The 25,551-nt window shown below is 66.2% G+C and carries 23 protein-coding genes; 14 read left to right on the top strand and 9 right to left on the bottom strand.

Translation table 11 applies throughout. The annotated features are described in order from the left end of the window. Positions 1-2 precede the first annotated feature (2 nt). From gyrB to dnaA, 5 genes are all read right to left on the bottom strand, one after another. Positions 3-2,036: a DNA topoisomerase (ATP-hydrolyzing) subunit B gene (gyrB, locus tag N4R40_RS12065; protein WP_261607621.1), complete on the bottom strand. Its 2,034-nt coding sequence runs from the start codon at positions 2,034-2,036 to the stop codon at positions 3-5. 112 nt (positions 2,037-2,148) lie between these two features. Beyond that, entirely contained in the window at positions 2,149-2,646 is a 498-nt protein-coding gene (locus tag N4R40_RS12060; RefSeq protein WP_261607620.1) for a DUF721 domain-containing protein, read from the bottom strand. Beyond that, positions 2,639-3,826: a DNA replication/repair protein RecF gene (gene recF / locus N4R40_RS12055; RefSeq protein WP_261607619.1), complete on the bottom strand. Its 1,188-nt coding sequence runs from the start codon at positions 3,824-3,826 to the stop codon at positions 2,639-2,641. The genes N4R40_RS12060 and recF overlap by 8 nt, the downstream gene beginning before the upstream one ends. A 37-nt stretch (positions 3,827-3,863) precedes the next feature. Continuing rightward, positions 3,864-5,006 carry a DNA polymerase III subunit beta gene (gene dnaN / locus N4R40_RS12050; protein ID WP_261607618.1) on the bottom strand — a complete coding sequence of 381 codons (1,143 nt, stop codon included), beginning with the start codon at positions 5,004-5,006 and terminating at the stop codon, positions 3,864-3,866. 427 nt (positions 5,007-5,433) lie between these two features. Then, a complete protein-coding gene (gene dnaA / locus N4R40_RS12045) occupies positions 5,434-6,795 on the bottom strand; it encodes a chromosomal replication initiator protein DnaA (protein ID WP_407665921.1) in 1,362 nt (453 codons plus the stop codon). A 345-nt stretch (positions 6,796-7,140) separates the two neighbouring features. Between dnaA and rpmH the strand changes: the two genes are divergently transcribed. From rpmH to N4R40_RS11995, 10 genes are all read left to right on the top strand, one after another. Next, positions 7,141-7,278 carry a 50S ribosomal protein L34 gene (gene rpmH / locus N4R40_RS12040; RefSeq protein WP_261607682.1) on the top strand — a complete coding sequence of 46 codons (138 nt, stop codon included), beginning with the start codon at positions 7,141-7,143 and terminating at the stop codon, positions 7,276-7,278. Between the two features lie 9 nt (positions 7,279-7,287). Next, entirely contained in the window at positions 7,288-7,626 is a 339-nt protein-coding gene (gene rnpA / locus N4R40_RS12035) for a ribonuclease P protein component (RefSeq protein WP_261607616.1), read from the top strand. A 59-nt stretch (positions 7,627-7,685) separates the two neighbouring features. Next, complete coding sequence (gene yidD / locus N4R40_RS12030; RefSeq protein ID WP_261607681.1) at positions 7,686-7,979, top strand: membrane protein insertion efficiency factor YidD; 294 nt, start codon at positions 7,686-7,688, stop codon at positions 7,977-7,979. A 66-nt stretch (positions 7,980-8,045) separates the two neighbouring features. Next, positions 8,046-9,092, top strand: a complete 1,047-nt coding sequence (yidC, locus tag N4R40_RS12025; protein WP_407665920.1) for a membrane protein insertase YidC — start codon at positions 8,046-8,048, stop codon at positions 9,090-9,092. Between the two features lie 19 nt (positions 9,093-9,111). Continuing rightward, positions 9,112-9,615: a Jag family protein gene (locus N4R40_RS12020; RefSeq protein WP_261607615.1), complete on the top strand. Its 504-nt coding sequence runs from the start codon at positions 9,112-9,114 to the stop codon at positions 9,613-9,615. Positions 9,616-9,637: 22 nt separating this feature from the next. Then, positions 9,638-10,261, top strand: a complete 624-nt coding sequence (gene rsmG, locus N4R40_RS12015) for a 16S rRNA (guanine(527)-N(7))-methyltransferase RsmG (RefSeq protein ID WP_261607679.1) — start codon at positions 9,638-9,640, stop codon at positions 10,259-10,261. Positions 10,262-10,569: 308 nt separating this feature from the next. After that, positions 10,570-10,893, top strand: a complete 324-nt coding sequence (locus N4R40_RS12010) for a GIY-YIG nuclease family protein (RefSeq protein ID WP_261607614.1) — start codon at positions 10,570-10,572, stop codon at positions 10,891-10,893. Positions 10,894-11,318: 425 nt separating this feature from the next. Further along, positions 11,319-12,251: a ParA family protein gene (locus tag N4R40_RS12005; RefSeq protein ID WP_315902502.1), complete on the top strand. Its 933-nt coding sequence runs from the start codon at positions 11,319-11,321 to the stop codon at positions 12,249-12,251. Next, positions 12,251-13,210: a ParB/RepB/Spo0J family partition protein gene (locus N4R40_RS12000; protein ID WP_261607613.1), complete on the top strand. Its 960-nt coding sequence runs from the start codon at positions 12,251-12,253 to the stop codon at positions 13,208-13,210. Before N4R40_RS12005 ends, N4R40_RS12000 begins: the two co-directional genes overlap by 1 nt. Positions 13,211-13,244: 34 nt before the next feature. Beyond that, entirely contained in the window at positions 13,245-13,577 is a 333-nt protein-coding gene (locus tag N4R40_RS11995) for a tryptophan synthase subunit alpha (protein ID WP_261607612.1), read from the top strand. A gap of 61 nt (positions 13,578-13,638) precedes the next feature. Here N4R40_RS11995 and trxA read toward each other — a convergent pair whose 3' ends face one another. The 4 genes from trxA to N4R40_RS11975 form a co-directional block, all read right to left on the bottom strand. Further along, positions 13,639-13,962 carry a thioredoxin gene (gene trxA / locus N4R40_RS11990; protein WP_261607611.1) on the bottom strand — a complete coding sequence of 108 codons (324 nt, stop codon included), beginning with the start codon at positions 13,960-13,962 and terminating at the stop codon, positions 13,639-13,641. A 67-nt stretch (positions 13,963-14,029) separates the two neighbouring features. Further along, positions 14,030-15,007, bottom strand: a complete 978-nt coding sequence (gene trxB, locus N4R40_RS11985) for a thioredoxin-disulfide reductase (RefSeq protein WP_261607610.1) — start codon at positions 15,005-15,007, stop codon at positions 14,030-14,032. 96 nt (positions 15,008-15,103) lie between these two features. Continuing rightward, positions 15,104-16,714, bottom strand: coding sequence for a murein biosynthesis integral membrane protein MurJ (gene murJ / locus N4R40_RS11980; RefSeq protein ID WP_261607609.1), 1,611 nt, complete (start codon positions 16,712-16,714; stop codon positions 15,104-15,106). Continuing rightward, the gene (locus N4R40_RS11975) at positions 16,707-18,773 is read right to left on the bottom strand and encodes a DUF6049 family protein (protein ID WP_261607608.1); all 2,067 of its coding nucleotides are present in this window, start codon (positions 18,771-18,773) and stop codon (positions 16,707-16,709) included. Before N4R40_RS11975 ends, murJ begins: the two co-directional genes overlap by 8 nt. 110 nt (positions 18,774-18,883) lie before the next feature. On the opposite strand from N4R40_RS11975, the gene N4R40_RS11970 reads away from it, so the two are divergent. The 4 genes from N4R40_RS11970 to malQ all read left to right on the top strand — a co-directional run bounded on the left by N4R40_RS11970 (position 18,884) and on the right by malQ (position 25,547). After that, positions 18,884-20,449 carry a DUF7059 domain-containing protein gene (locus N4R40_RS11970; protein WP_261607607.1) on the top strand — a complete coding sequence of 522 codons (1,566 nt, stop codon included), beginning with the start codon at positions 18,884-18,886 and terminating at the stop codon, positions 20,447-20,449. A gap of 9 nt (positions 20,450-20,458) precedes the next feature. Further along, a complete protein-coding gene (locus N4R40_RS11965) occupies positions 20,459-21,886 on the top strand; it encodes a CCA tRNA nucleotidyltransferase (protein WP_261607606.1) in 1,428 nt (475 codons plus the stop codon). A gap of 51 nt (positions 21,887-21,937) precedes the next feature. Next, positions 21,938-23,257 carry a GAF domain-containing protein gene (locus tag N4R40_RS11960; protein ID WP_261607605.1) on the top strand — a complete coding sequence of 440 codons (1,320 nt, stop codon included), beginning with the start codon at positions 21,938-21,940 and terminating at the stop codon, positions 23,255-23,257. Positions 23,258-23,414: 157 nt separating this feature from the next. Then, on the top strand, positions 23,415-25,547 hold the full coding sequence (malQ, locus tag N4R40_RS11955; protein WP_261607604.1) for a 4-alpha-glucanotransferase: 2,133 nt from the start codon (positions 23,415-23,417) through the stop codon (positions 25,545-25,547). The last annotated feature ends 4 nt before the right edge of the window (positions 25,548-25,551 follow it).

The raw sequence follows: 25,551 nt of genomic DNA, 5'->3' as shown, positions 1-25,551 counted from the left end.
GGTCAGATGTCGAGGAAGCGGACGTCTTTGGCGTTGCGCTGGATGAACCCGCGCCGTGCCTCAACGTCTTCGCCCATCAGGATCGAGAAGATCTCATCTGACGCGGCCGCATCGTCGATCGTCACCTGGCGAAGTGTGCGTGTTTCGGGGTCCATCGTGGTCTCCCACAGTTCCTTGGCGTTCATCTCGCCGAGACCCTTGTAGCGCTGCACCCCGTTGTCCTTCGGGATGCGCTTGCCGGCGGCAACGCCGGCGGCAAGCAAGGCGTCGCGCTCGCGGTCGCTGTAGACGTACTCGTGATCGGAGTTCGACCACTTCAACCGATACAGCGGCGGCTGGGCGAGATAGACGAAGCCCGATTCGATGAGTCCACGCATGTAGCGGAACAGCAATGTCAGAAGCAGTGTCGTGATGTGCTGGCCGTCGACATCCGCATCGGCCATCAGAACGATCTTGTGATAGCGAGCCTTCTCGACGTCGAAGTCCTCACCGATACCCGCGCCGAACGCGGCGATCATCGCCTGGATTTCCGCGTTGCCGAGAGTGCGATCCAGACGCGCCTTCTCGACGTTGAGGATCTTGCCACGCAGCGACAAGATCGCCTGGTGCTCGGGATCGCGACCGCTCACGGCGGAACCGCCGGCCGAGTCGCCCTCGACCAGGAAGATCTCGCTGAGCGAGGGATCCTTGCTGGTGCAGTCCTTCAGCTTTTCCGGCATGGATGCCGACTCGAACACGCTCTTGCGACGCGCCGTTTCGCGGGCCTTTCGGGCGGCCATGCGCGCGGTCGCCGCGTCGACGGCCTTCATGATGACGCGCTTCGCCTGGACGGGGTTGCGGTCAAGCCAGTCGGTGAGCTTGTCACCGACGACCTTCTGCACGAATGCTTTGGCCTCGGTGTTGCCGAGTTTGGTCTTCGTCTGACCCTCGAACTGCGGCTCGGACAGTTTCACCGAGATCACCGCGGTGAGGCCCTCACGGATGTCTTCGCCCGTCAGGTTGTCGTCCTTCTCCTTGAGAAGGCCCTTTTCGCGCGCGTACTTGTTGATGTACGTCGTCATGGCGGCACGGAATCCTTCTTCGTGGGTGCCGCCCTCGTGGGTGTTGATCGTGTTCGCGAACGTGAAGACGTTCTCGGTGTAGCTCGTCGTCCACTGCATCGCCAACTCGAGTGAGATGTGGCGGACGGTGTCTTCGGACTCGATCTCGATGATCTCGTCGTTGACGACCTCGGCCTTGCGCACCTTGTTGAGGTACTCCACGTAGTCGACGAGTCCGCGCTCGTAGTGGAAGTCGTCGTGCGGCTGCTTCGTGACAGCCGTGCCCTCCTCATCGAGGACGTAGGCGGAGTCGGGGCGGAGGTCGTTCAGCGTGATGCGCAGTCCCTTGTTGAGGAACGCGGTCTGCTGGAACCGGGTGCGGAGAGTGTCGTAATCGAAATTGACCGTCTCGAAGATCCCGGCATCCGGCCAGAAGGTGATCGTCGTGCCGGTCTCGTCCGTCGCCTCTTCTTTCGCAAGAGGAGCCGCGGGGGCGCCACCGTCGCGGAAGGTCTGGCGCCACGCGTGACCTTGACGCTTGACGGCGACATCCAGTCGGGTGGAGAGCGCGTTCACGACCGACGAGCCCACACCGTGCAGTCCGCCGGAGACCGCGTAGCCGCCACCGCCGAACTTTCCACCGGCGTGCAGAACCGTGAGGACGACCTCCACGGTCGACTTGCCTTCGGTCTTGTGCATGTCGACCGGGATGCCACGGCCGTTGTCGACGACGCGCAACGCGCCGTCTTCGAGGATCGTGACGTGGATCGTGTCGCAGTAGCCGGCGAGTGCCTCGTCGACGGAGTTGTCGACGATCTCGTAGACCAAATGGTGGAGGCCGCGCTCACCGGTGGACCCGATGTACATACCAGGACGCTTGCGGACGGCCTCGAGACCCTCGAGCACCTGGATCTCGTCGGCCCCGTAGTCGTTGTGCACCTTCTGATCGGGAGTGGAGAGTTCCTCGGGAACGCTGTCGGGGGTTTCAGACGTCATATGTTTCGAGCACTCCAGATCGATTCGAAGGATCAGTTCATTCTATCTCTTCTGAGGGGTCTGAATGGCGCTGTGGCGCGCGGAAACCGCTCCGGATGCCGCAGGACGTGGATTAGCCGTAGGTATCGCGAGGACCGCGCCCTGGAACGGCTCTGGGGCCCCATTTCCATGAGGGGACGTCCGGTCCGACGAACCGCACGTTCTGCACCCCGGCATCGGGGAATCGTCGCATGAGCTGCGTCACGATGTCTGCGCGCATGAGTTGAAGGTTCTTGGCCCAGGCGGTCGAATCGCACTGCACAGTCAGGATGCCGTCGGCCAGAGCCACCGGACTCGCATGCCGCGCGGTCTCGGCACCGGTCACCTGTTCCCATTGCAAGACCAGGTCTTCGCGCGCGAGTTGCGAATCCCAGCCCGCCTGACGTGTGAGGTCCGCCAGGACATCGCCGACACCTGTGGGGTCGCGCCCCGGTGCGAAGGGCATCTTGTCGTCGTCGATGTCACCGCGCTTCTTGCGCCGCCGAGCAGTGCGCGCCGAAGGCTCGAGACCCCGCAGTCGGAGGTATGTCGCGACAGTTTCGGGAATCCCGCCGAGGTGTGATTCAGTCATCGGCGACCTCCTGGATGGTGCCGGCCACGACCCGGACGGTGCGAGCGCGGAGCGCCGGCGGCACATCCTCCTCGACGGCGGCCGTGACGATGACCTGTTCGAAATCGCCCACGAGTCCGGCCAACCGGGCACGCCGGTCGGCATCGAGCTCGGCGAAGACATCGTCGAGAATCAGCACCGGATCACCCAGCTGGGACTGTTCCCGCAACAAGCGAGCAGACGCGAGTCGGAGCGCGAGCGCGACCGACCATGACTCACCGTGTGAGGCGTAGCCCTTGACCGGAAGATCGCGCACACGGAGGAGAAGGTCATCGCGATGCGGTCCGACGAGCGTGATCGCGCGGTCGAGCTCCTGCGAACGTTTGGCGGCGAGTGCCTGACGGAACCCCGTCGCGATCTGCTCGGCAGGTGCACCCGCCGATCGAGTGCCGGGGCGCAGCGTCGGTCTATCGAGATCGTCCCCGTCATCGGCCGCGTCACCGCCATCCACCGTCAGGCTCCACTCGAGCTCGGGCCGATGGTCTTCGCCGGCGATTGCGGCGTACGCCGCCGCGACGGGAGCGGACAAGTCCGCCGCAATGGCGAGACGTGCGCGAATGACCTCGGTACCGAGTTGGACGAGCTTGTCGTCCCACACCTCGAGAGTCGACAGGCCTTCACCGCGGACACCCCGCGATCGTGCGGACTTGAGGAGAGCGTTGCGCTGCTTCAGCACTCGGTCGTAGTCGGCGAGGACGCCGGCCATGCGCGGAGCACGCTGGATGAGCAGCTGGTCCGCGAATCGACGTCGCGCAGACGGGTCGCCGCGGACGATCTGCAGATCTTCGGGGGCGAACAGCACCACTTGCGCGTACCGCGGAAGCTCCACGGGACGCACCGCCGCTCCGTTCACCCGCGCCTTGTTGGCACCGGAACGGTTGATCTGCATTTCCAGAACGATCCGCCGATCGCCGTGGGAGAGACGAGCACGGATGATCGCGGCATCCGCCCCATCACGCACCATCGGCGCATCCTGCGAAACGCGGTGGGAGCCGAGTGTGGCCAGGTAGGCGATCGCCTCGGCGAGATTCGTTTTGCCTTGTCCGTTGCGACCGACGAAGACGTTGGCACCCGCCGTCAAGGCAACGTCGGCGACCGCATAGTTGCGGAAGTCGACGAGGCTGAGCTGCTCGACGATCACCGGATCAGCCTAGGCGGCGTGGATGACACTCCCGATGTCAGCGCAGAAGCAGGTTCGGCTGCAGCAGATATTTGAAGCTCTCCGGCCCACCGGACGTCTGCGGGGTGATCAGCACCGGGCTCAGCTTGTTCGCGTTGTCGCTGGAAGTGAACGTGATCCGCGCGAACTCGCTCTTGACGGCCCCGAGGGCCTCGAGCAAGTACTGCGGATTGAGTCCCAGCGTGACATCGTCACCGGCCAATGTCGCGTCGACCGATTCGGATGCGCGAGCCTGCTCGGTTCCGGAGGCATCCATCGAGACGCCGTCCTCGCTGAACGTGAAACGGAGGGGAGCGGAACGGTCGAGCACGAGCGACACGCGTCGGACGGCTTCGGCCAGCTCCGCGGTGTTCACGACGGCGTAGTGATCGGTCTGCTCGGGGAACAGGCGGCGAACCGGCGGGAAGTTGCCCTTGATGAGCAGCGAGGTCACGGTCTTGTTGGCCGCGGTGAAGGCGATGATCTCGCGATCACCCGAGCCCGAGAACGAGATCTTGATGTCACCCGAGTGCGCGAAAGTCTTCCCGACCTCGGTCAAGGTTCGTGCCGGCACGAGTGCCGTGGTGGACTCGTCGGACGCGACCGTGCCGCCGTCCCACGAGACTTCGCGGAGCGCGACGCGGTAGCGGTCGGTCGCGACCAGGCTGAGCTGCGTACCCGCCACCTCGAGCTGAACACCCGTCAACACGGGTGTCACGTCGTCGCGAGATGCCGCGAAAGCGACCTGAGCGATCGCCGTCGCGAACTCTTCGGCCGGCACAAGGCCCGACTCGCCGGACACCTCGGGGATCGCGGGATATTCCTGCACCGGCATCGATGCCAGGGTGAACCGCGCCGAGCCGCACGTCAGAACGATTCCATCGTCCTCTCCGACCTCGATCTGGACGGGAGCGTTCGGCAATCGACTCGCGATCTCCGACAGCAACCGCCCGTGGACGAGGATCGTGCCTGGGGCGTCGACGGTTGCGTCGATCGTGGTGCGTGCTGAGGCTTCGTAGTCGAACGCCGCGAGCGAGAGGCCCTCTTCGGATGCCTCGATCAGCACGCCGGCCAAGATCGGCTGCGGATTTCTCTGCGGCAGGAGCTTGACGACGAATGACACGGCCTCGCTGAAAACATCGCGATTCACGTGGAACTTCACTGGCGCTCCCTTGGGTCGACTAAAGCCCTCCCATGCTAGTGCCCTTGTGGTTCGGTTTCCGCAGACGGCTTTTCACGGAGCGCGTTGTTCGTTCTGGTTATCGAACGGGTTTCTTCAAGAGAGGTAACTGTCATGGTGTTAACCCCTGTGGAAACTGGGGATAACTCGGTCGATCCGAGTCGAGACACGGAAACCACACGCGTGTAACTTGTGGGCGAGGTGCGGATGAGTGGCGCGGCGTGAGGCGACCCGCATCCCGAACGTCGACGGTGATTCCACAGGGAGTTGCCATTCGTTCACAGAAGTCCGCGTTTGATGACGAGTTATCCACAGGCTTTCCACACTGTGAAGAACACGTATGATCGCGTTCGCACGGAGTCGTGTCAAGCGCGCGGGCAGGAATATGCCCGCTGCGTGCGAGCTGCGATCAGCGGCCGATGCGCCCGAGCTGCGTTGTGATCTCGGAAACCTGGTTGTAGATCGAGCGACGCTCCTTCATGAGCTCCGCGATCTTCTTGCAGGCGTACATGACCGTGGTGTGATCACGATTGCCGAAGAGTTGACCGATTTTCGGGAGCGACAGACTCGTCCGCTCGCGGCAGAGGTACATCGCGATCTGTCGAGCTGTCGCGATCGACTGCGATCGACTGGAGCCGTACAGGTCGTCGACCGAGAGCCGGAAGTATTGCGCGGTCGCGGTGATGATGTCGGTCGGGGAGATGATGTTGGTGTCGTCGGTGTCGACGATGTCCCGCAGCACGGTCTGAGCCAACGAAATATCGAGGTTCGAGCGGTTGAGGCTCGCAAAAGCCGAGACACGAATGAGCGCGCCCTCGAGTTCGCGGATGTTGGAAGACACCTTCGTCGCGATGTATTCCAGTACATCGTCGGGAACGAGAAGCCGCTCGGACTGTGCCTTCTTGCGGAGGATGGCGATGCGGGTCTCGAGGTCGGGCGCTTGTACGTCGGTGATGAGGCCCCATTCGAACCTGCTGCGCATCCGGTCTTCGAACCCGGTGAGTTGACGAGGCGGGACATCACTCGTGATCACGACCTGTTTGTCGTGGTCGTGGAGAGTGTTGAAGGTGTGGAAGAACGCTTCCTGCGTCTCTTGACGCCCCTGGAGGAATTGGATGTCGTCGATCAGAAGGATGTCGACATCTCGATACCGCGCTTGGAATGCCGACCCGCGGTTGTTCGCGATCGAGTTGATGAAGTCATTCGTGAACTCTTCACTCGAGACGTACCGCACGCGGATGCCGGTGTAGAGGCTGAGGGCGTAGTCACCGATGGCATGCAGGAGGTGGGTCTTGCCGAGACCCGAATCTCCATAGATGAAGAGCGGGTTGTAGGCCTTGGCCGGGGCTTCGGCCACGGCGACTGCGGCCGCGTGAGCGAAGCGATTGGATTGTCCGATGACGAAGTTGTCGAAGCTGTATTTGGGGTTGAGGCGAGTGTCGCTGCGGGCGGACGATGCCGCCTGCTCGACATACTCTTCCGACGCCGGTCGGATGACCGTCATCTGAGGGGCGGTCGATTGCACCGGGACGGGCGCCGTCAGATGCGCGTCGGCGAGCTCGGGGTTCACCACCACGCGGAAGGATGAGGCCGAGGGTTCGGCATCCACATTCGCGAGAGCTTCCATGATCGGAGCCCGGAGTCGCTTGTTCAGCTGGGCAGCCGTCAGGTCGTTGGGAACATCGAGATAGAGAGTGCCGCTCATGACGCCCTGTGCGACGGCGAGACTCAAGAAACCCTGCAGCTGCGGAGTGACGCGCTCGTCACGCATGAGTTCGTCCAGCACGGCGGTCCAGACCGGGACATCCGGAATTTCGTGCTGAGACATGTCCCTCCCGGGAGCCGATGATGAAAACGATCCACACCTGTGGATAACTATCCGTGACACGCTAGTCAGGGAGTGTGTCCGGCGCAAAATCCACTGTAGATCCGGGCTGCGTGTCGCCGCCAGGCATGGCGCTCGAGCGGTGGATAATGTGGCTCCGAACTGCTCGGTTTGAGTTTCAGGCCGTCTCGACGTAGCCTTAATCGGTTGACTTACGCCCGCATGGGCAGTCCCTATACCTGTGTCCCCGGCCCCGAGCGTTCCGGTGACCGCCGATCCGGAGTGATCCTCATGACCAAGCGCACGTTCCAGCCCAACAACCGCCGCCGCGCCAAGAAGCACGGTTTCCGCGCCCGCATGCGTACGCGTGCCGGCCGCGGCATCCTTTCGGCTCGCCGCGCCAAGGGCCGCGTCGAGCTGTCGGCCTGACCTGACCGCGTGCTGGCGCGCGGGAATCGCATCACTCGCGGCGCGGACTACAAGTCCGTCGTGCGAGGAGGTTCCCGATGCGCCGGCTCGAGCACGGTGACCTACGTGGTCGCAACAGCCGAACACCGCTCTGCGCGGTTCGGATTCATCGTCAGTAAGCAAGTGGGGAACGCTGTGACCCGCAACACCGTCCGTCGCCGGCTGAAGGCCGTGTGTGCCGACGCGTTGCCCGGAGTCCGCGTCGGAGCTGACGTCGTCATCCGTGCTCTGCCTTCCGCGGCGACCGCTGACTACGCTCAGCTGCGCGATGAAGTCACCCGGTGTCTCGGCCGGAAAGCAGCGGCGTGAGCGTCTCGACCCTTCCGGTTTCTTCGGTCGGCGACGGTGCACTTGTGGCATCCGAAGTGATGAGGGGTCTTCCCCTGTTGCCCCGCAATGTCGTCCTGGCCGCCCTTCACGGGTATCGAGCCACGATTTCGCACGTCTACGGCGATGTCTGCAAGTACTACCCATCCTGTTCGGCCTACGCAGTCGGAGCGGTCCAGCAGCACGGAGCGGTGAAAGGCGCCGCACTCACGGCTGCCCGACTCGCTCGGTGCCACCCGTGGGCTCAGGGTGGGATCGATGATGTGAAGCCGCACGCGCACTTCCGTCATGAACTGACTCCGCACGGATTCGTCGTGCCCCCCAGAAAGGACTGATCCGTGCTGGATCTTCTCTTTGCCGCTGCGACTCCGTCGCCGGCTGTTCCCACGCCGACGACGCCGATGCCAACAACGGGCCTCGACTTCTTCAGCACGATCATGTGGCCGTTCAAGTGGATCGTCGAGGCGATCTTGGTGTTCTGGCACTGGGTTTTCACCTCGATCGGTATGGAGGCGAATGCCGGCACCACTTGGGTGCTGTCGATCATCGGCCTCGTGATCGTCGTGCGCTCTGCGTTGATCCCTCTCTTCGTTCGGCAGATCAAGAGCCAGCGCAAGATGATGGAAATCGCCCCTGAACTGCGAAAAGTCCAGGAGAAGTATCGCGGTAAGAAGGATCAACTCTCTCGTGAGGCGATGAGCCGAGAGACGATGGCGCTGTACAAGAAGCACGGCACCACCCCCGTGTCGAGCTGCCTTCCTCTGCTCGTGCAGATGCCGATTCTGCTCGGCATGTTCTACACGCTCTCGGACGTCAAGAAGCACGCCGAGTGGAGCATGGGCGGCGTCGGGCTGCTCAACGCCGACTTGACCAAGCAGTTCTACGACGCTGAGCTGTTCAGTGTTGCTCCCCTGCACGTCAACATGATCGAGGCGTGGGGTGCCGGTGAGACGGTCACCGTCGTCATCCTCATCATCCTCGTCATCCTGATGATCGCCTCGCAGTTCTTCACCCAGTTGCAGATCATCTCGAAGAACCTGTCGCCGGAGGCCAAGACCGGCCAGGCGTACCAGATGCAGAAGATCATGCTTTACGTTCTGCCGTTGGCGTTCATCTTCTCGGGTGTCTTCTTCCCGCTCGGCGTCGTCCTGTACTGGTTCACGTCCAACATCTGGACGATGGTTCAGCAGTTCATCGTGATTCGGAACCTCCCCACCCCCGGTTCGGATGCCGCAAAGGCTCGCGAGGAGCGACTCGCTCGTAAGGGCAAGGCGCTCGACGCGCAGGGCAAGATCATTCCCTTGGAGAAGTACCAGGCCGAGCAGCAGCGGCTTTTCGACGAAGCGCAGAAGGCCAAGGCGGAGGCTCCCAAGCGTCAGCAGCCGGTGAGCAAGCAGCGCGCGAAGAAGCAGGCGCAGAAGAACACCAACCCGCCCACGGACGCCTGAGAGAGCCGCGAGGATCATCATGACTACCACTCCCGAACAGGACACTCTGCGCCCGACGGCGACCGTTGAGCAGCTGGAGCAGGAAGGCGATGTCGCCGCGGACTATCTCGAGGGACTGCTCGACATCGCCGACATCGACGGAGATCTCGCGCTCGATGTGCGCAGCGGCCGCGCTTATGTCTCCGTTGAGAACGACGACGATGCCGCGCTGTCGTTGATCTCGGAGCCCGACACCGTGCAGGCGCTGCAGGAACTCACCCGCATTGCCGTGCAGACCAAGACGGGTCGCTTCTCGCGTCTCATTCTCGACGTCGGCGGATCGCGTGACGCACGTCAGCAGCAGCTGCAGAAGCTCGTTGACCGCGCCATTGCGCGCCTCGATGAGGGTGTGTCCCAAGCTTCGCTGCCCGCAATGTCGAGCTACGAACGCAAGCTCGTGCACGATATCGTCTCGGAGCGTGGCTTGGTTTCCGAGTCATATGGCGATGGTGCGGACCGCCACACGGTCATCCGTCGCGCGTGACGTTTCACGTGAAACTCCAGTGATGCTCGAGCAAGAACCTGACGTCGCAGCCGACATCTTCGGTGATCGAATCGTGCAGGCGCGCCAGTTTACGGCTGCATTGGCGCAACATGGCGAGGAGCGGGGTCTGATCGGTCCCCTCGAACTCCCCCGATTGTGGAGCCGGCACATTCTGAACTCCGCTGTGGCCGGACCACTGTTTCCCGCTGGTGGTCGAGTTGGTGACATCGGCTCAGGTGCAGGCCTTCCCGGTCTCGTCCTGGCCATTTCGCGTCCGGACGTGCAGTGGGTGCTGATCGAACCGATGGAGCGCCGTGTCGCGTGGCTGAATGAGCAGGTCGCTGATCTTGGGCTGCACAATGTCGAGGTGCTTCGCGCGCGCGGTGAAGATTGGAAGCAGGGGCCGGTGTTGGATGCCGTCACGGCCCGCGCTGTCAGTGCTCTTCGCACCTTGATCCCGCTCACTGCTCCCCTCGTGCGTGATGGCGGCGAGCTGATTCTTCTCAAGGGTGCCAATGCGGCCAATGAGGTGACGGCGGCGGACAAACAGATCCGCAAGTTCCGCCTCTCGAACGTGCGCGTGGAGCCGGTCGGTGAAGGCTTGATCTCCGAGCCGACTCGCGTGATCCGCGCGACCGTCCGCTGATCCATTCGCCCGCAGCATCCATCGGTGGTCGAGTAGGCGCCGCAGGCGCCGTACCGAAACCACGCCCTGTTTCACGTGAAACGCTGGGGTGTGATCTGGGCTCGATACACCTGCGTCGCGCGCCGGCACTCGATCCCCGGAGACCGGCCAGATTTCGGTGGTTGAGTAGGCGCCGCAGGCGCCGTACCGAAACCACGCCCTGTTTCACGTGAAACACTGCCTCCTCCACACGCCGGCACTTTCGCTGACTTTCCACATCACGCCATGTACCTGGGATGGATCGCCGCCGAATACTGCACTCTGTCCCCATGCCGTACATGTACATCCTCGAATGCGCGGATGGCAGCTTCTACGTAGGCAGCTGTCGGAACCTCGAAAATCGAGTCTGGCTCCACGACATCGGCGAGGGCGCGCAGTACACGAAGCGTCGACGTCCAGTGGTCCTTGTCTACAGTGAGACATACGACAACGTTCACGACGCGTTTGCGCGGGAGAAGCGAGTGCAGGGCTGGAGTCGCGCCAAGCGGAATGCCTTGATCGCGCGTGAATACGATCAGCTCTCCGATCTGAGTCGCAAGACCTTCGGTCGTCGTTACACAGAGGTGTCTGACGACGAGTCTGATCATGGGTGATCTCGGTACACCGGCGCTCTGCGCCGGCACCCGATCAGCGGCGACAATGTGTCCCGGTGGTTGAGCGGCCGCCGGAGGTGCCGTATCGAAATTAGGTGTCGCGTTTCACGTGAAACATCGGGTGAGTGGGGAGTGATCGAGATCACCGGTCCCACTTTCGGTGGTTGAGTAGGCGCCGAAGGCGCCGTATCGAAACCACTTGGATGTTTCACGTGAAACGAGGTATGCAGGGTGATCTCGATACACCGGCGCTGCGCGCCGGCACTCGATCAGCGGGGATTGGGCAAGATTCGGTGGTTGAGTAGGCGCCGGAGGCGCCGTATCGAAACCACTACGTGTGTTTCACGTGAAACGGGCAGGATCGGGGAGCGGTGTCGGTGTGCTCGACTACAGTGGGAGGACCCCCCGCGTGACAGGAGTTGATGGTGCAGCAATCGGAGAATGCGAACTCTCCCGCACCCCTCCTCGCAGATAGCCCTATTGCGCGCGAACTCGCTGATCTGACCACTCGGCGCAAGGCTCTCGCCGCCGTGGAGATCGAATTCTCCGGGTCCACGCGTGTAGTGACGGTGTCGAACCAGAAGGGCGGGGTGGGAAAGACCACCACGACCGTCAATCTTGCATCTGCGCTGGCTTCCGTCGGTGCACGGGTCCTCGTCATCGACCTGGACCCGCAGGGAAATGCATCGACAGCACTGGGTGTGCCGCACACGGCCGACATTCCGAGCATCTACGATGTGCTCATCGACGAGTTTCCGCTTGCGGATATTGTCCAGGTCAGCCCTGAATCCCCGCGACTTCTGTGCGCTCCCAGCACGATCCATCTCGCCGGCGCAGAGATCGAGTTGGTATCACAGGTCGCCCGTGAACATCGCCTCCGCACGGCCCTCGATGACTACATCGGTGGCCTCGAGGAGCGACTCGATTTCGTCCTCATCGACTGTCCACCGTCGCTCGGATTGCTCACCATCAACGCTTTCACGGCCGCGCAGGAGCTTCTGATCCCGATCCAGTGCGAGTACTACGCGCTAGAGGGCCTCAGTCAGCTCCTCGGGAGCGTTCGGATGATCCAGAAGCACCTGAATCCGAACCTGCACCTTTCCACGATCCTCCTGACGATGTACGACGGCCGCACCCGCCTCGCGCAGCAGGTCGCCGATGAAGTCCGGACACACTTTCCGCAGGAGGTGCTGTCCACCGTCATCCCCAGATCCGTGCGCGTTTCCGAGGCTCCGAGCTTCGGACAAACCGTCATCGCGTACGACGGGCAGTCCGCGGGCGCCGTCGCGTACCGGGAAGCGGCCGTGGAGATTGCGCGGCGAGGGCTCAAGAACACAGACAACGAGGGAGCCCACTGATGGCAAAGCGAACTGGACTGGGGCGCGGCATCGGAGCGCTCATTCCGACGACCGAGTCGTCGGAAGCACGCCCGGTCGACGTCTTCTTCCCGGGGGCTTCGCTTTCCGAGGCGACACCCGTACCCGATGACACGACAGAGCTGCTGAACGTGCCCGGTACGCGGCTGATCGACATCGACCCGCACGACATCGTGCCGAACCCGCGCCAGCCGCGGTCGAACTTCGACGCCGATGACCTCGCCGAGCTCGTCCACAGTGTGCGCGAATTCGGTGTGCTGCAGCCTGTCGTCGTCCGCACGAACGAAGACGGTAAGTACGAACTCATCATGGGTGAGCGCCGCACACGAGCATCGCGCGAAGCCGGCTTGACGTCGATTCCTGCCATCGTGCGCGAGACCACGGACGAGAATCTCCTGCGGGACGCGCTGCTCGAGAACCTCCACCGTTCCCAGCTCAACCCGCTGGAAGAAGCATCGGCCTACCAGCAGCTTCTCGAGGATTTCGCGATCACTCAGGAAGAGCTCGCGCAGCGCATCGGCCGGTCACGGCCGCAGATCAGCAACACGATCCGCTTGTTGAAGCTCCCCATGCCGGTGCAGCAGCGCGTCGCGGCAGGCGTGCTGAGTGCGGGCCACGCGCGGGCGATCCTGTCACTCGACGACGTCGCGGCCATGCAGCGGTTGTCCGACAAGATCGTCAACGAAGACCTGTCTGTGCGCGCGGCCGAAGCTGCCGCCAAAATGACGGATGCCGGTTCGTTGCGGCCGATCGCACCCAAAGCGGGTGCGCGCCGGGCTCACCTCGATGACGTCGCGGAGCGGTTGGGTGACCGCTTGAACACCAAAGTGAAGATCACACTCACGGCAAGAAAAGGCCAGATCAACATCGATTTCGCCACCATCCAGGATCTCAACCGCATCCTCGGCGAGATCGGCGAGACCGAGTACGGGGCGCTCTGACGCCCGTGCCCCCGGGTCGTCGTAGGCTGGATGAGTGACGGACGACCCCAGCCTCCCGCGCCGCGCCAGCCTCGAGCTGTTGCGGGCCGAGGCTACGGACGAACTCGCCGTGCTGATCGAGGAACGCATTCGCTCAGGTGAGGATCCCTGGGAGTTCATGGAGGACCTCCCCTCGGTCGATGAACTCGTCGTTCTGACGCTTCGCGCCGAGAACATCGCGTCGGACGGTGGATCGCGCCCGTCGGCCGCGCGCAACTATCGAGTGCTCCGCCAGATCGCGTTGCAACATCCGGAACTCACGCGAGCCGTGTGGCGCTTGCTCGGCAGTGAGCCGCACCGCACGTGGGACGCGCGCGTCCGCCCATAATTGGATACGAAAAAGCCCCTGACCGGGGATGATTCCCGGTCAGGGGCCGATGCTTCCGCTCTTAGGCGAGGTACGCCGCGAGGTCCTGCTCGAGCGCGAACTTCGGCTTGGCGCCGACGATCGTCTTCTCGACCTGGCCCTTGTTGAAGACCTTCATCGCCGGGATCGACGTGATCTGGTACTCCATCGCGAGGATCGGGTTCTCATCGACGTTGAGCTTGAGGATGGTGATCTTGTCGCCGTTCTCAGACTGGATCTCGTCGAGGATCGGGCCGACCATGCGACACGGTCCGCACCATTCGGCCCAGAAGTCGACCAGGACGGGGCCGTCGGCCTCGATGACATCCTGCTTCCAGGTGCTTTCGCTCGTGGCCTTCGAAGTCATGTGTTCTTCTCCTTTTAGAAGTGTTGAGATCTGGAAACGCCTGGATGCCGGGGATTGTTCCCGGCGCTCAGACGGTGGGCAGTGCGTCGATCTCGGAGACGTCTTCGGCCGGGGATCCGGCTTCGCCGAGACCGGCCAGATAGTGCTCCACGTCGAGGGCCGCGACGGTGCCGCTGCCGGCGGCGGTGACGGCCTGACGGTACGTCGGGTCGATCACATCACCCGCCGCGAAGACGCCGGGGACCGACGTGCGGGACGAGCGGCCGTCGACCCAGACAGTGCCGTCGGCGGTCAGGTCGAGGATGTCGTGCACGAGATGTGTGCGCGGGTCGTTTCCGATCGCGACGAAGACGCCCTCGAGGGCCAGTTCACGGCGCGAACCATTGACGGTGTCTTCCAAAACGACACCGGTGACCGCATCCTCACCGAGGATGTCGACGACGGCGCTGTTCCAGACGAACTCGATCTTCTCGTTCCGCTGCGCGCGCTCCTGCATGATCTTCGACGCGCGCAGTTCGCCGCGGCGGTGGATGACATAGACCTTTGACACGAACTTGGTGAGGAACGTCGCCTCTTCCATCGCCGAGTCGCCACCGCCGACGACCGCGATGACGCGTTCGCGGAAGAAGAATCCATCACACGTGGCGCAGTAGGAGACGCCACGACCCGAGAGGCGGGCTTCGCCCTCGATCCCGATCTTGCGGGGTGCGGAGCCGGTCGCGTAGATGAGGGCATCCGATTCGACGACCTTGCCGGAACCCATCGTGATCGTCTTGACGGGGCCCGTGATGTCGAGGGAGACGACGTCGTCGTACACGACCTCGGCGCCGAAACGCTCAGCCTGCTCCTGCATCTTCGTCATGAGGTCGGGGCCCATGATCGCCTCGGGGAAGCCGGGGAAGTTCTCGACCTCGGTGGTGTTCATGAGCTCCCCGCCGGCCTCGACCGAACTGGCGATGACGAGGGGAGACAGGTTCGCGCGCGCCGCGTAGATCGCCGCGGTGTAACCCGCGGGGCCCGAGCCGATGATGATGACCTGTCGCACGCTTTTCCTCCTTGGTGGGAGAGGCCGAAGGGCCTCACCGCAGTCAACCCATGGTAGTCGCGGCGCATTCCTTGACCGGCCGACGACGCCGTATTCTCAGCGGCCGAACAGACGCCGTGCGGTGCGGGCGGCGATCGTCAGCTCGGGGGCCCGCAGGACGGCCAGCATCGCGACGTAGACGACCAGTGCGGCGGCGCCGATGATGGTGGCGCCTACCGCTCCGAGCAGTCGATCGGATGCCGTCCAGCCCTCCGCGCCTCCGAGAAGGAGGAAAGTGAGCCATCCGGCCGCGAAGGCCGGCACGGAGGCCACGGCGAAGCGGGCGAGCGCGCGCCAGGTCGCACCGAGTCGCAGGGTGCCGGTGTGCCGACGCAGAAGGCGCAGAGCGACGGGGAGTTGCACGAACGTCGAGAGGGACTGGGTGAGGGCGACACCGGCGGCGAGGAAGGCGAGGGGCAGCCATCCCGCACTGACGGCGAGGGCGGCCAGGAGGGCTCCACCGGCCGCGAGGAGGCACTGCACGATCGTGAAGAAGAAAGGTGTGCGGGTGTCTTGGAAGGCGAAGAAGGCACGCCGCACGATCACGAGCACGCCGAACGGCACCAGGGCGATGAGGTACGCCCCGAGCACCCACGCCATGGCTTCCGCGCCGTCGGGGCTGTTGGTGAAGATCCGGGAGATCGGAACGGATGCCGCGCCCAGGGCCGCCATGAAGCCGAACGCGAAGACACTGAGCGCCCGGATCGACTCATCGAGGTTCGGTCCCACCTGGTCGACCTCGCCCGCCACAACCAATTCCGAGAGGCGCGTGAAGTACGTCGTGGAGATCGACATCGCGACGATCGAGTGCGGCAGCATGAAGATCAGCCAGGCGTAGACGATGACCGTGATGCCGGCGGAACCCGACGCATCCGACACCACTCGTGACTGCACGAGACCCGCGATCTGTCCGATCACGACCGTGAGGAACGTCCACCCGGCGAGGGTCCCGATGTGGCGCAAACCCATGCCGCGCCAGCGGAAGTCGGGGCGGACGTGGAGGCCGGTGCGGCGCCAGAAGAACACGAGAACGATCGCCTGAAGCGCGATTCCCAGGGTCGCGGTGCCACCGAGCACCGTCACCATCGCGCCGTTCCAGTCGGACACCGCGGTGAAGGGCCCACCGAACACCGCGAGGAAGACACCGAATCCCGCGATCGACACGAGGTTGTTGACGGTGGGTGCCCAACTGTAGGGGCCGAACACCTTGCGGGCGTTGAGGACTTCGCCCAGCAGGGCGTACAGGCCGTAGAACAGCAGCTGCGGCAGACACCAGTACGCCAACGACAACGCCAACGCGCTCTGCTCGGGGGTGTAGCCGGGCACGTAAAGCCAGATGAGCAACGGCGCGAGCGCCATGGTGAGCGCGGTTGCCGCCACGAGCAACACGGTGCCGAGAGTCAACAGCTTCGAGACGAACCGTGATCCACCGTCGGTGTGTGCGGCGGCCTTCACAATCTGCGGCACGATGATGCCCGTGATGACGCCGGCGGCGACGAGCTCGTAGATGTTCGTCGGCAGCATGTTCGCGGTCGTGAACGCATCCGCCGCGCGAGAGCCGTACGAGCCGATGACGGCGACCAACACGACCGAGCGCAAGAGGCCGGTGAGCCGTGAAACGAGAGTGCCCGCGCCGATGATCGCGCTGGCGCGCCCGAGGCTAGCCATCCGCATGCTCCTTCGTGGTGCGCTTTCGACGTCGCATGATCGTGCGGATGATGCCGAGCACGATCATCGTGGACACGAGGGTGATCAGGACGGCGATGCCGACCGATTCCCACTCGGCGCGGACGGACACGTCCACCGAGACCGGGTCGCCGATCGCGATCATGCTGGGGCTGCGCAGTTGCACCGTGAGGTTGGATTCACCACTGCCGACCCGGGCTTGGATCGGCACGTCCGCGCGGGAATTCTGGCTCGCGCCAACCTGGATCGGGGTCGTGTTCTGCACGATCACGCGGGGATCGTTCGGCGTCGTGATCAGCACGAGGGACACCGGCCACGGGAGGTCATTGCGGATCGTGAACCCGAGTGATGCACTCGAAGCCGCGAGAGTGAGCCCGGACGGTCGGGTGATCGAGACGGCATCGAGTGTCGCCCGGGTCGCGGTGCGATGCCGGGCGACAGCACGGGCGAAGCCGGCGGCATCCGGCAGCCAGGCATTGCCGATCAGCTGGAGGATCGACATGCGCTCGGGGCCGAGGAGGACGCGCGGGTCGGCGAGGATCGAGGAAAAACTGCCGAGTTCGGTCTCACCCGTGAGGAACTCGGTGAGCGCCGCGACGTGGGCCGGGTTCGGCTCGACCTCGCTGAGGGTCACAGGTGTCGGCACGTCGTCGAGGAAGGAATCGAGCCCGATCGGGATGCGCCCGGTGAGCGCGAACGCGGCACGGACCGCGTCGTCCAGCGCGCTCGCCGTCCGATTCGCGCCGCGATCGATCGTGACGAGCAGTCCCGCACCCGGCGACTCCGCGTGTGCCAGCGAGGTGAAGGCGGATGCTGCGGCGCGCCCTCGGCCACGATCGACACTGCCGGTGGCGACCGACACGGCATGGAGGGCACTCGACACATCCGCGTCGTAGACGAGGAGGTGCGCATCGCCGGCACTCGCCCGCCCGGACATCGACTCCGCCGCGACAGACGACGGCACCAGCGTCGTCGTCGGAAGCTCGGCCGTGGCGAGCGCCGCGACGGCGGCCGCGACGGTTCCGCCGGCTGTACCGCTCGCCGGCCAGTAGAGGCCATCGGTCACGGACCCGATCGCGAGAAGCTCCTCGAGAGTCCGGATGGCCCCCTCTGGCGCGGTCGTCGGTGTCGGAGCGGGCGATGTCGCCCCCGTGCCACCGTCGCTCGCCGTCAGGGCCGAGCCGAGCGATGTGACACCCAGCGGCGCGCCCAGGCCGGCGCCGAACTGCGTCGCGAGGTCGGCATCGCCGAACTGCAGAGCGAACCGTTCATTCGGGAGGGCGAGGAGATCGGCCAGCCAGGCACGCGCGGCGGTGGGGGCCGACGACCCGAGCACGCGGATCGAGGCGACGATCGCCGGGTCGACCGCGAGGATCGCGGGCGTACCGCTGACCGCATCCAGCTGTGCACGCAGGTCGCCGCCGACGCCGGTCTCCGTCGCGAGCTCCTCGCTCGTGAGGAGCCCCACCGAGCGTGCCGGTGTCGTGATCGGCACGATGACACCCACCGGTGCGGAGGCGGCGGCATCCGGAACGACCAGCACACTGGCGGTCGTGAGATCGCCCCGCGCCGACGCGTACGTCGCGGTGAGCGGGTACACGCCCGGGGCAAGCTGCCGGAGCCCGGTCGCATCAGGGTCGATCGTCGCGGTTTCGGTGCGCTGGGCGTACGCGTCGAGCCCACCGATCGTGGCGGCGCCGATCTCGCGGGCCGCGGCCTCCGGCGTGGCGTCATCGAGCCACGCCCGCAGCGCCTCGCGGGTCGGGAGTGCCGTGTCGGTCACCGAGATGCTCACCGGGCCCGATGCCATCGGGACCGCCGTGGGGTTGCTCGCGCGCAGCGCCACGGTGAGCGGCTGGCCTTCGGTGAGGACACCGTCGTCCGTCGGGCCGGCCGTGAAGGTCACACCCGTGGTGTTCAGTGGCGTCTCCACCGCGCCCGCCGCGGCGGCGGGGGCCACGCCGAGCACGAGCGCCACCAGCACCGCCAGGCGCACCCGAAAGCGGCGCGCGGGCGTGGATGTGGACGAGGTCACGGTCATGGGATTGGACTCCTGTGCGATCCCCGACCGCACGATCAGATGCGATTCTAGAGTGAGGGCCCTGTGCGCGAACCGTGACGGAGCCGCACCGACGACGATTGGACTCTCCTGTGGATGTCACCGCCGACCGTGAGCTGTGCGCGGCACTGCGTGAGGATCTCCGCGAGGCGGACTACACGGCGGCCGCCGTGCGCGCGGCGTGGGGTGGGATTGCCGACGACGCGATCGGCCGCGGCCTGCACGGGCCGGCGCTGACAGCGCTGGGTGACCGCACGGATGCGCTCGCCGTCCTCGCGCGGGTGTTCTTCCTGGGCACCAGCGCTCCGGTCTCGGATGTGGATGCCGCGCTGCCGCGCGTCGGGGCTGCGGGCCTCCGCGCTCTCGGCCTGGTATCGATCGACGGCGGACGCGTGGTGCCGGCGGCACTCGTGCGGCCACAGGAATTCGGCGACGCCGCGGGATCCGGTCTGTGGTGGATCGCGAGCGATCTCGATGAGGGGGCCCTCGGCGGCGCTCTGCCCGCCGACCACGTGCTCGGTGTCGGCGGCGCCTCGATGACCCTCGCCGGTCTGCAACTGCCATCCTTCGCGGGCCGGGTTCTCGACGTCGGCACGGGATGCGGCATCCAAGCGTTGCGTGCGCTGCGCCACGCGGATCGGGTCGTCGCAACCGACGTGTCCGCCCGGGCGCTGCAGTTCACCCGGCTGAACGCACTGCTGGCCGGAGCCGATGGCCGGATCGACGTGCGGCTCGGCAGCTTGTTCGACCCGGTGGCGGGCGAGCAGTTCGAGCGCGTCGTGTCCAACCCGCCGTTCGTGATCACGCCGCGGGTCGCCGGCGTGCCCGAGTACGAGTACCGGGACGGCGGGATGGCCGGCGATGATCTCGTGGCCGCGTTCGTGACGCAGGTCGGTGCCGTGCTCGCCCCGGGTGGCGTTGCGCAGTTGCTCGGCAACTGGGAGTATCGCGGCGACGAGGACGGGCTCGATCGCGTTCGCGGCTGGGTGGCCGACTCGCCGGTGCCGCTGGATGCCTGGATCATCGAGCGTGAGCAGCTCGATCCACTCGCCTACGCCGAACTGTGGGTGCGCGACGGCGGCACGGTGCCAGGTTCGCCCGAGTACGCGCGGCTCATTGAAGCCTGGCTCGCCGACTTCGCGGCGCGTGGCGTGACGGCGATCGGATTCGGCTACCTCCTGCTGCATCGACCGGCATCCGGCACCCCGACGCTGGCCCGCTACGAGCGAGTGTCACAGCCGGTCTCGAAGAGTCTGGGCGAGCATCTGCTGGCCGCCGTCACGGCGTGGGAACGGGTGAGTCGGATGGACGACGCGGCGCTCGCGGCATCCACGCTCATGGTTGCGGGCGACGTCACCGAGGCTCGCCACCACTTACCCGGGTCCGAGGCGCCGAGCATCATCGAGCTGCGCCAGGGTGGCGGTTTCGCGCGCACGATCGAGGTCGACCCTGCTCTGGCCGCGCTCGTCGGCGCGAGCGACGGCGATCTGCCGGTGGGTGTGCTCGTCGCCGCGATCGCCGATCTGCTGGAGGTGGATGCCGACGCCCTCGCCGCCGACGTCTTGCCCCGCGTGCGAGAGCTGCTGTTCACCGGGTTCCTCGCGTTCACCGAGTCGGCTCCGACGACGTCCGAAGTGACCCATCCCGACCCCCGGTAGGCTCGACACATGCTCAATATGGCCGAGGGACTTGACCGGCTGGGGGCACTCGCATCGTCACCGTTGATGGCCACTCTCGGTTCCGCCTTCGTGGACGCGGGCTTCGAGATCGCGATCGTCGGCGGGCCCGTGCGCGATGCGCTGCTCGGCCGGACGACCAATGATCTGGACCTCACGACCGATGCACGGCCGGATGACATCCTGCGGATCGTGAAGCCCCTTGCCACGGCGACATGGGACATCGGTCGCGCGTTCGGGACGATCGGGGCGAAGATCCACGGCGAGCAGGTCGAGATCACCACGTACCGCGCCGACAGCTACGACGGTGCGACGCGCAAGCCCACGGTGGAGTTCGGCGACACGCTTGAGGCCGACCTCGTGCGCCGTGATTTCACGGTCAACGCGATGGCGCTGCGTTTGCCGGTTCCGGCGCTCGTCGACCCGACGGGAGGCGTGGAAGACCTCGTCGCCCGGCACCTGCGCACCCCCGCCGACCCCGCCATCAGCTTCGGTGACGATCCGCTGCGGATGCTCCGCGCTGCGCGCTTCGCCGCCCAGCTCGGTTTCGACGTCGCTCCGGAGACGCTCGCGGCGATGACGGAGCTGCGTGAGAGTCTTCGCATCGTGAGTCCCGAGCGGGTGCAGGGTGAGCTCGTCAAGCTACTCCAGACCGCGGCGCCGGACCCCGGCATCCGACTGCTGGTCGAGACGGGACTCATGAGTGAGTTCCTCCCCGAAGTGCCGTCTCTGCGGCTCGAGATCGACGAGCACCACCACCACAAGGACGTCTACGAGCACTCGCTCACGGTGCTGCGGCAGGCGATCGAACTGGAGCAGGCGCGGCATCCCGGCCAGGCGCCCGACGTCGCGCTCCGCCTCGCGGCGCTCCTCCACGACATCGGCAAGCCCGCGACCCGCAAGCTCGAGCCCGGCGGCGGCGTGAGCTTCTACCATCACGATCTCAAAGGTGCGCGGCTGGCGCGCAAGCGGCTGCACGCGCTCCGCTTCGACGGTGATACGACCGCGTCGGTCACTCAGCTGATCGAGCAGCACCTGCGGTTCTTCGGGTACGCGGAGGGTACGTGGTCGGATTCGGCCGTGCGCCGCTACGTGCGTGACGCGGGCGCCGAGCTCGAGCGGCTCCACATCCTCACGCGCGCCGACGTCACGACCCGCAATACGAAGAAGGCCGGGCGGCTGGCCCGTGCCTACGACGACATCGAGCGGCGCATCGCCGAGCTCGCCGAGCAGGAAGAGCTCGACGCCATCCGGCCGGAACTCGACGGCAACCGCATCCAACAGGTGTTGGGGATCGGCCCCGGTCGCGAGGTCGGCGAGGCGTACCGGTTCTTGCTCGAACTGCGACTGGATGAGGGCATGGTCGGCTCCGAGGTCGCCGAGCGGCGCTTGCGCGAGTGGTGGGCCGCCCGAGGCTGAGCCGATCGACCTAGACTGTGCGCACTCCCCTCGCCGTCGAACGGAGTCGCCGTGCCCTCGTCGTGGTCGTCACGCCGGGAGGTCTCACCCGAGACGTCCCGGTTGCTCATCGAGCGTGCGCACGAAGAGTTCGTCGGCGGCAATCCGGGTGATCCCCGGGTCGATCAGGTCCGCCCGCTCGTGCAGGACTCGTGGCGCCGCTCGCGTGCGGGTCGTGTAGGTGCCGAGGACCTCCCGCCCCTCGAACTCACCGACGAGGAGCTCGAGGCGTATCGCAGCACCCATCCGCTCGCCGGAGCGTTGGACATGATCCGCGCGCTGCTGTTGCCGGGAGACAACGCGAGCGATGCCGGGGTGGTCGTCGCGGTCGGGGACGCGGCCGGACGGCTGCTGTGGATCGAGGGTGACCGGTCGGTGCGGGCGCTGACCGGCGCGATGGGGTTCGTCGCCGGTACGAACTGGTCCGAGAAGTTCGTCGGCACCTCCGCTCCCGGCACCGCGCTGGCGCTCGATCGCTCCGTGCAGATCCACGGGGCCGAGCACTACAACCGGCTCGTGCAGCCGTGGTCGTGCACGGCCGCCCCCGTCCACGACCCGGAAACCCGTCGGATCCTCGGGGTCATCGATGTCACCGGCGGAGCGGATGCCGTCACACCCCAGGCGCAGTTGCTCGTCGACGCGACGGCCCGAGCGATCGAGGGTGAGTTGCTCGTGGCGCGCTTGCGCGCACGTGCGGCCGTCACGGCGCCGATCCCCAGCCGACGGTCGGTGGTGCGGGCGCCCGAGACCGCGACGCTGCGAGTCCTCGGCCGTGATCGCGCGCTGCTGGAGATCGCGGGTGACGCGGCCGAGACCCTCACCGAAGTATCGGCGCGGCACGCTGAGATCCTCCTCATGCTCGCGGTGCACCGGCAAGGGCTGTCGGCGGAGCGTCTCGGCGAGCTCGTCTACGGCGACGCGGCCGAGGGCACACTCCGGCCCGAGATGGTGCGCCTGCGCAAGGTGCTCGAGCGGACGGCTCCGCACTTGGTCCCGACATCCCGGCCGTATCGGCTGGCGGCGGACCTCGAGATCGATGCGCACCAGGTGCTGTCGCTGCTCGGTCGCGGAGCGCATCGCGTCGCCCTCGCGGCCTACCGGGGGCCGGTCTTGCCGGATTCGGTGGCCCCGGGCGTGGAGGAATTCCGCGAGACGGTGCGGGTCGCGTTGCGCGATGCCCTCCTCGCCGAAGCCTCGATCGATGTCCTCCTGGCCTACGCCGAGACCTCGGACGGCTCGGCGGATGAGGAGATCCTGCGCCTCGCGCTCAGCATGCTGCCGGCGCGATCGCCCAAGCGGGCCGGGCTCGTCGCCCGGATCGAGCGCCTCTGAGCGCCCCTCGCCGTGCACCGGATTCGGACGGATGCCGCAGATTCGGCCGCGCGAGGGTTGCGGCATCCGATTCGGGTGACATTGTCCGATCTGATGACGGGGCGGCGGGGGCGCGCGCGGCGCGGTCCTGGCAGGATGATCGTGACGGAGGGAAGACATGACCGACGACACCCCCACACCCGCGCTCACGGAGCTCGCCGAGGCGCACGGTATCGCGACCTCGTACTGGTCGTTCTTCGGTGACCGGGTGACGGTTCCCGCCACGACCCTGCAGGCGGTGCTGCGGTCGATGGGTGTCGCGGTGGGGTCGGATGCTGAGATCACCGCGGCGCTGGACGACATTCAGGAAGAGCCCTGGCGGCGCTTGCTGCCGGCGTCGCTCGTGTCGCGCCCCGGCGCACGCGTGCTGCTCGTCCACGTCGCCGATGGTCACGATGTCACCCTGTCGATCGCGCTCGAGGACGGATCGTGGCGTGACCTCCCCGTCCCGCCACAGGAGGCGACCGCCCGCACAGTCGACGGCGCCCCGGTGTGGCGCCTGCAGATCCCGGTGCCGGTCGATCTCCCACTCGGGTGGCACACAGTCCACGCGTGGCAGCGGCCGTTCGGCGGCGACGTGAATCGGACGGCATCCGCTCCATTTGTGATCACTCCCGAGCGGTTGCCGGCCCCGCCCACGCGGCCCGGCCGCCGGCGGGGCTGGGGTCTGATGGCGCAGCTGTACTCGGTGCGCTCGCGCGCCTCGTGGGGCATGGGTGACTTCGCCGATCTCGCCGATCTCGCCGCGGTCGCGGGCGCCGAGGGGGCAGACTTCCTGCTGGTGAACCCCATCCACGCGGCCGAGGTCACGAGCCCGATCGAACCGTCGCCGTATCTTCCCGCGACGCGGAGATTCCTCGCGCCGCTGTACGTGCGGCCGGAGGACATCCGCGAGGTCGCGTATCTCACTCCGACCGAGCGTGCCGTCGTCGAGGCAGCCCGCACCCCCGTCGCCGCGACCGATGACGATCCGACGCGCATCGATCGCGATGCCGTGTGGGCGGCGAAGCGTCTCGCGCTCGACGCGATCTTCCTCGCGCCGTTGTCGACCGGCCGTCGGGCCGAGCTCGATGCCTTCATCGCCCGCGAGGGTCAGCCGCTGCAGGACTTCGCCCTGTGGTGCGCACTCGAAGAGCACTACGACGGCGCCCCGCGCCCCGACGATGCGCGCGACATCTCCTCGCCCCTGGTTGCGGAGTTGCGGGCGCAGCTGACGACCCGGGTCGACTTCCACATCTGGCTGCAGTGGGTCGCGGACCAGCAGGTCGAGCGTTCGCAGGCGGCGGCGAAGGCATCCGGCATGACGATCGGGGTCATGCACGACCTCGCCGTCGGGGTGCACACGCAGGGGTCGGATGCCTGGTCGCTCCGCGGGATGTATGCCCCGAGAATGACGGTGGGGGCCCCCGCGGACATGTACAACCAGCAGGGCCAGAACTGGAACCAGCCGCCGTGGCTCGCGCCCGCGCTCGCCGAGGCCGGGTACGCGCCCCTCCGCGACATGATCCGCACGCTCCTCCGTCACGCCGGAGCGCTGCGTATCGACCACGTGATCGGCCTCTTCCGTCTGTGGTGGATTCCGGCAGGACTCTCGCCGGCGGCCGGCACCTACGTTCGCTATGACCACGAGGCGATGATCGGCGTGCTGGCGCTCGAGGCCCACCGCGCGAGCGCCGTGCTGATCGGCGAAGACCTCGGCAACGTCGAGCCGTGGGTGCGCGACTACCTGTCCGCGCGCGGGATCCTCGGGACCTCGGTGCTGTGGTTCGAACGCGAGGGTGAGGGGTTTCGTCCGCCCGAGCACTACCGCGAGTCGCTGCTCGCGACCGTCAACACGCACGATCTTCCCCCGACCGCCGGGTATCTCGCCGACGAGCACGTCGCGTTGCGGGCCCGGCTGGGGCTCCTCACCCGCCCGGTGGAGGTGGAGCTCGCCGAGGCCGACGCCGAGCGCGGTGCGATGCTCGCCCTGCTGCGCGAGCGCGGGCTGCTGGGTGGGGAGGCGAGCGAGCAGCAGGTGATCGAGGCGCTGAACGTGTTGATCACGGCATCCCCCTCGCAGCTGCTCGGGGTGGCGCTGGTGGATGCCGTCGGCGAACGCCGCACGCAGAACCAGCCCGGCACGGACAAGGAGTATCCGAACTGGCAGGTCCCGCTCGCCGACGGCGCCGGCGCGGCCGTGCTCCTCGACGACCTGGCGACCCACCCCCGCTTCGTCTCCCTGCTGTCGGCCGTCGACGCCGCGCTCTGACCCC

It is taken from the genome of Microbacterium memoriense, from assembly GCF_025398275.1.
Lineage (GTDB): Bacteria > Actinomycetota > Actinomycetes > Actinomycetales > Microbacteriaceae > Microbacterium > Microbacterium memoriense.
Note: the sequence above shows the minus strand (reverse complement) of the source record. Positions and strands in the feature narration are given on the sequence as shown.

Excerpts from the sequence above, each read along its gene's own strand:
- gyrB (WP_261607621.1), bottom strand. The coding sequence starts at position 2,036 with ATGACGTCTGAAACCCCCGACAGCGTTCCCGAGGAACTCTCCACTCCC.
- N4R40_RS12060 (WP_261607620.1), bottom strand. The coding sequence starts at position 2,646 with ATGACTGAATCACACCTCGGCGGGATTCCCGAAACTGTCGCGACATAC.
- dnaA (WP_407665921.1), bottom strand. The coding sequence starts at position 6,795 with ATGCGTGACGAGCGCGTCACTCCGCAGCTGCAGGGTTTCTTGAGTCTC.
- rpmH (WP_261607682.1), top strand. The coding sequence starts at position 7,141 with ATGACCAAGCGCACGTTCCAGCCCAACAACCGCCGCCGCGCCAAGAAG.
- yidD (WP_261607681.1), top strand. The coding sequence starts at position 7,686 with ATGAGGGGTCTTCCCCTGTTGCCCCGCAATGTCGTCCTGGCCGCCCTT.
- yidC (WP_407665920.1), top strand. The coding sequence starts at position 8,046 with ATGCCAACAACGGGCCTCGACTTCTTCAGCACGATCATGTGGCCGTTC.
- N4R40_RS12020 (WP_261607615.1), top strand. The coding sequence starts at position 9,112 with ATGACTACCACTCCCGAACAGGACACTCTGCGCCCGACGGCGACCGTT.
- rsmG (WP_261607679.1), top strand. The coding sequence starts at position 9,638 with ATGCTCGAGCAAGAACCTGACGTCGCAGCCGACATCTTCGGTGATCGA.
- N4R40_RS12010 (WP_261607614.1), top strand. The coding sequence starts at position 10,570 with ATGCCGTACATGTACATCCTCGAATGCGCGGATGGCAGCTTCTACGTA.
- N4R40_RS12000 (WP_261607613.1), top strand. The coding sequence starts at position 12,251 with ATGGCAAAGCGAACTGGACTGGGGCGCGGCATCGGAGCGCTCATTCCG.
- trxA (WP_261607611.1), bottom strand. The coding sequence starts at position 13,962 with ATGACTTCGAAGGCCACGAGCGAAAGCACCTGGAAGCAGGATGTCATC.
- murJ (WP_261607609.1), bottom strand. The coding sequence starts at position 16,714 with ATGGCTAGCCTCGGGCGCGCCAGCGCGATCATCGGCGCGGGCACTCTC.
- N4R40_RS11975 (WP_261607608.1), bottom strand. The coding sequence starts at position 18,773 with ATGACCGTGACCTCGTCCACATCCACGCCCGCGCGCCGCTTTCGGGTG.
- N4R40_RS11965 (WP_261607606.1), top strand. The coding sequence starts at position 20,459 with ATGCTCAATATGGCCGAGGGACTTGACCGGCTGGGGGCACTCGCATCG.
- malQ (WP_261607604.1), top strand. The coding sequence starts at position 23,415 with ATGACCGACGACACCCCCACACCCGCGCTCACGGAGCTCGCCGAGGCG.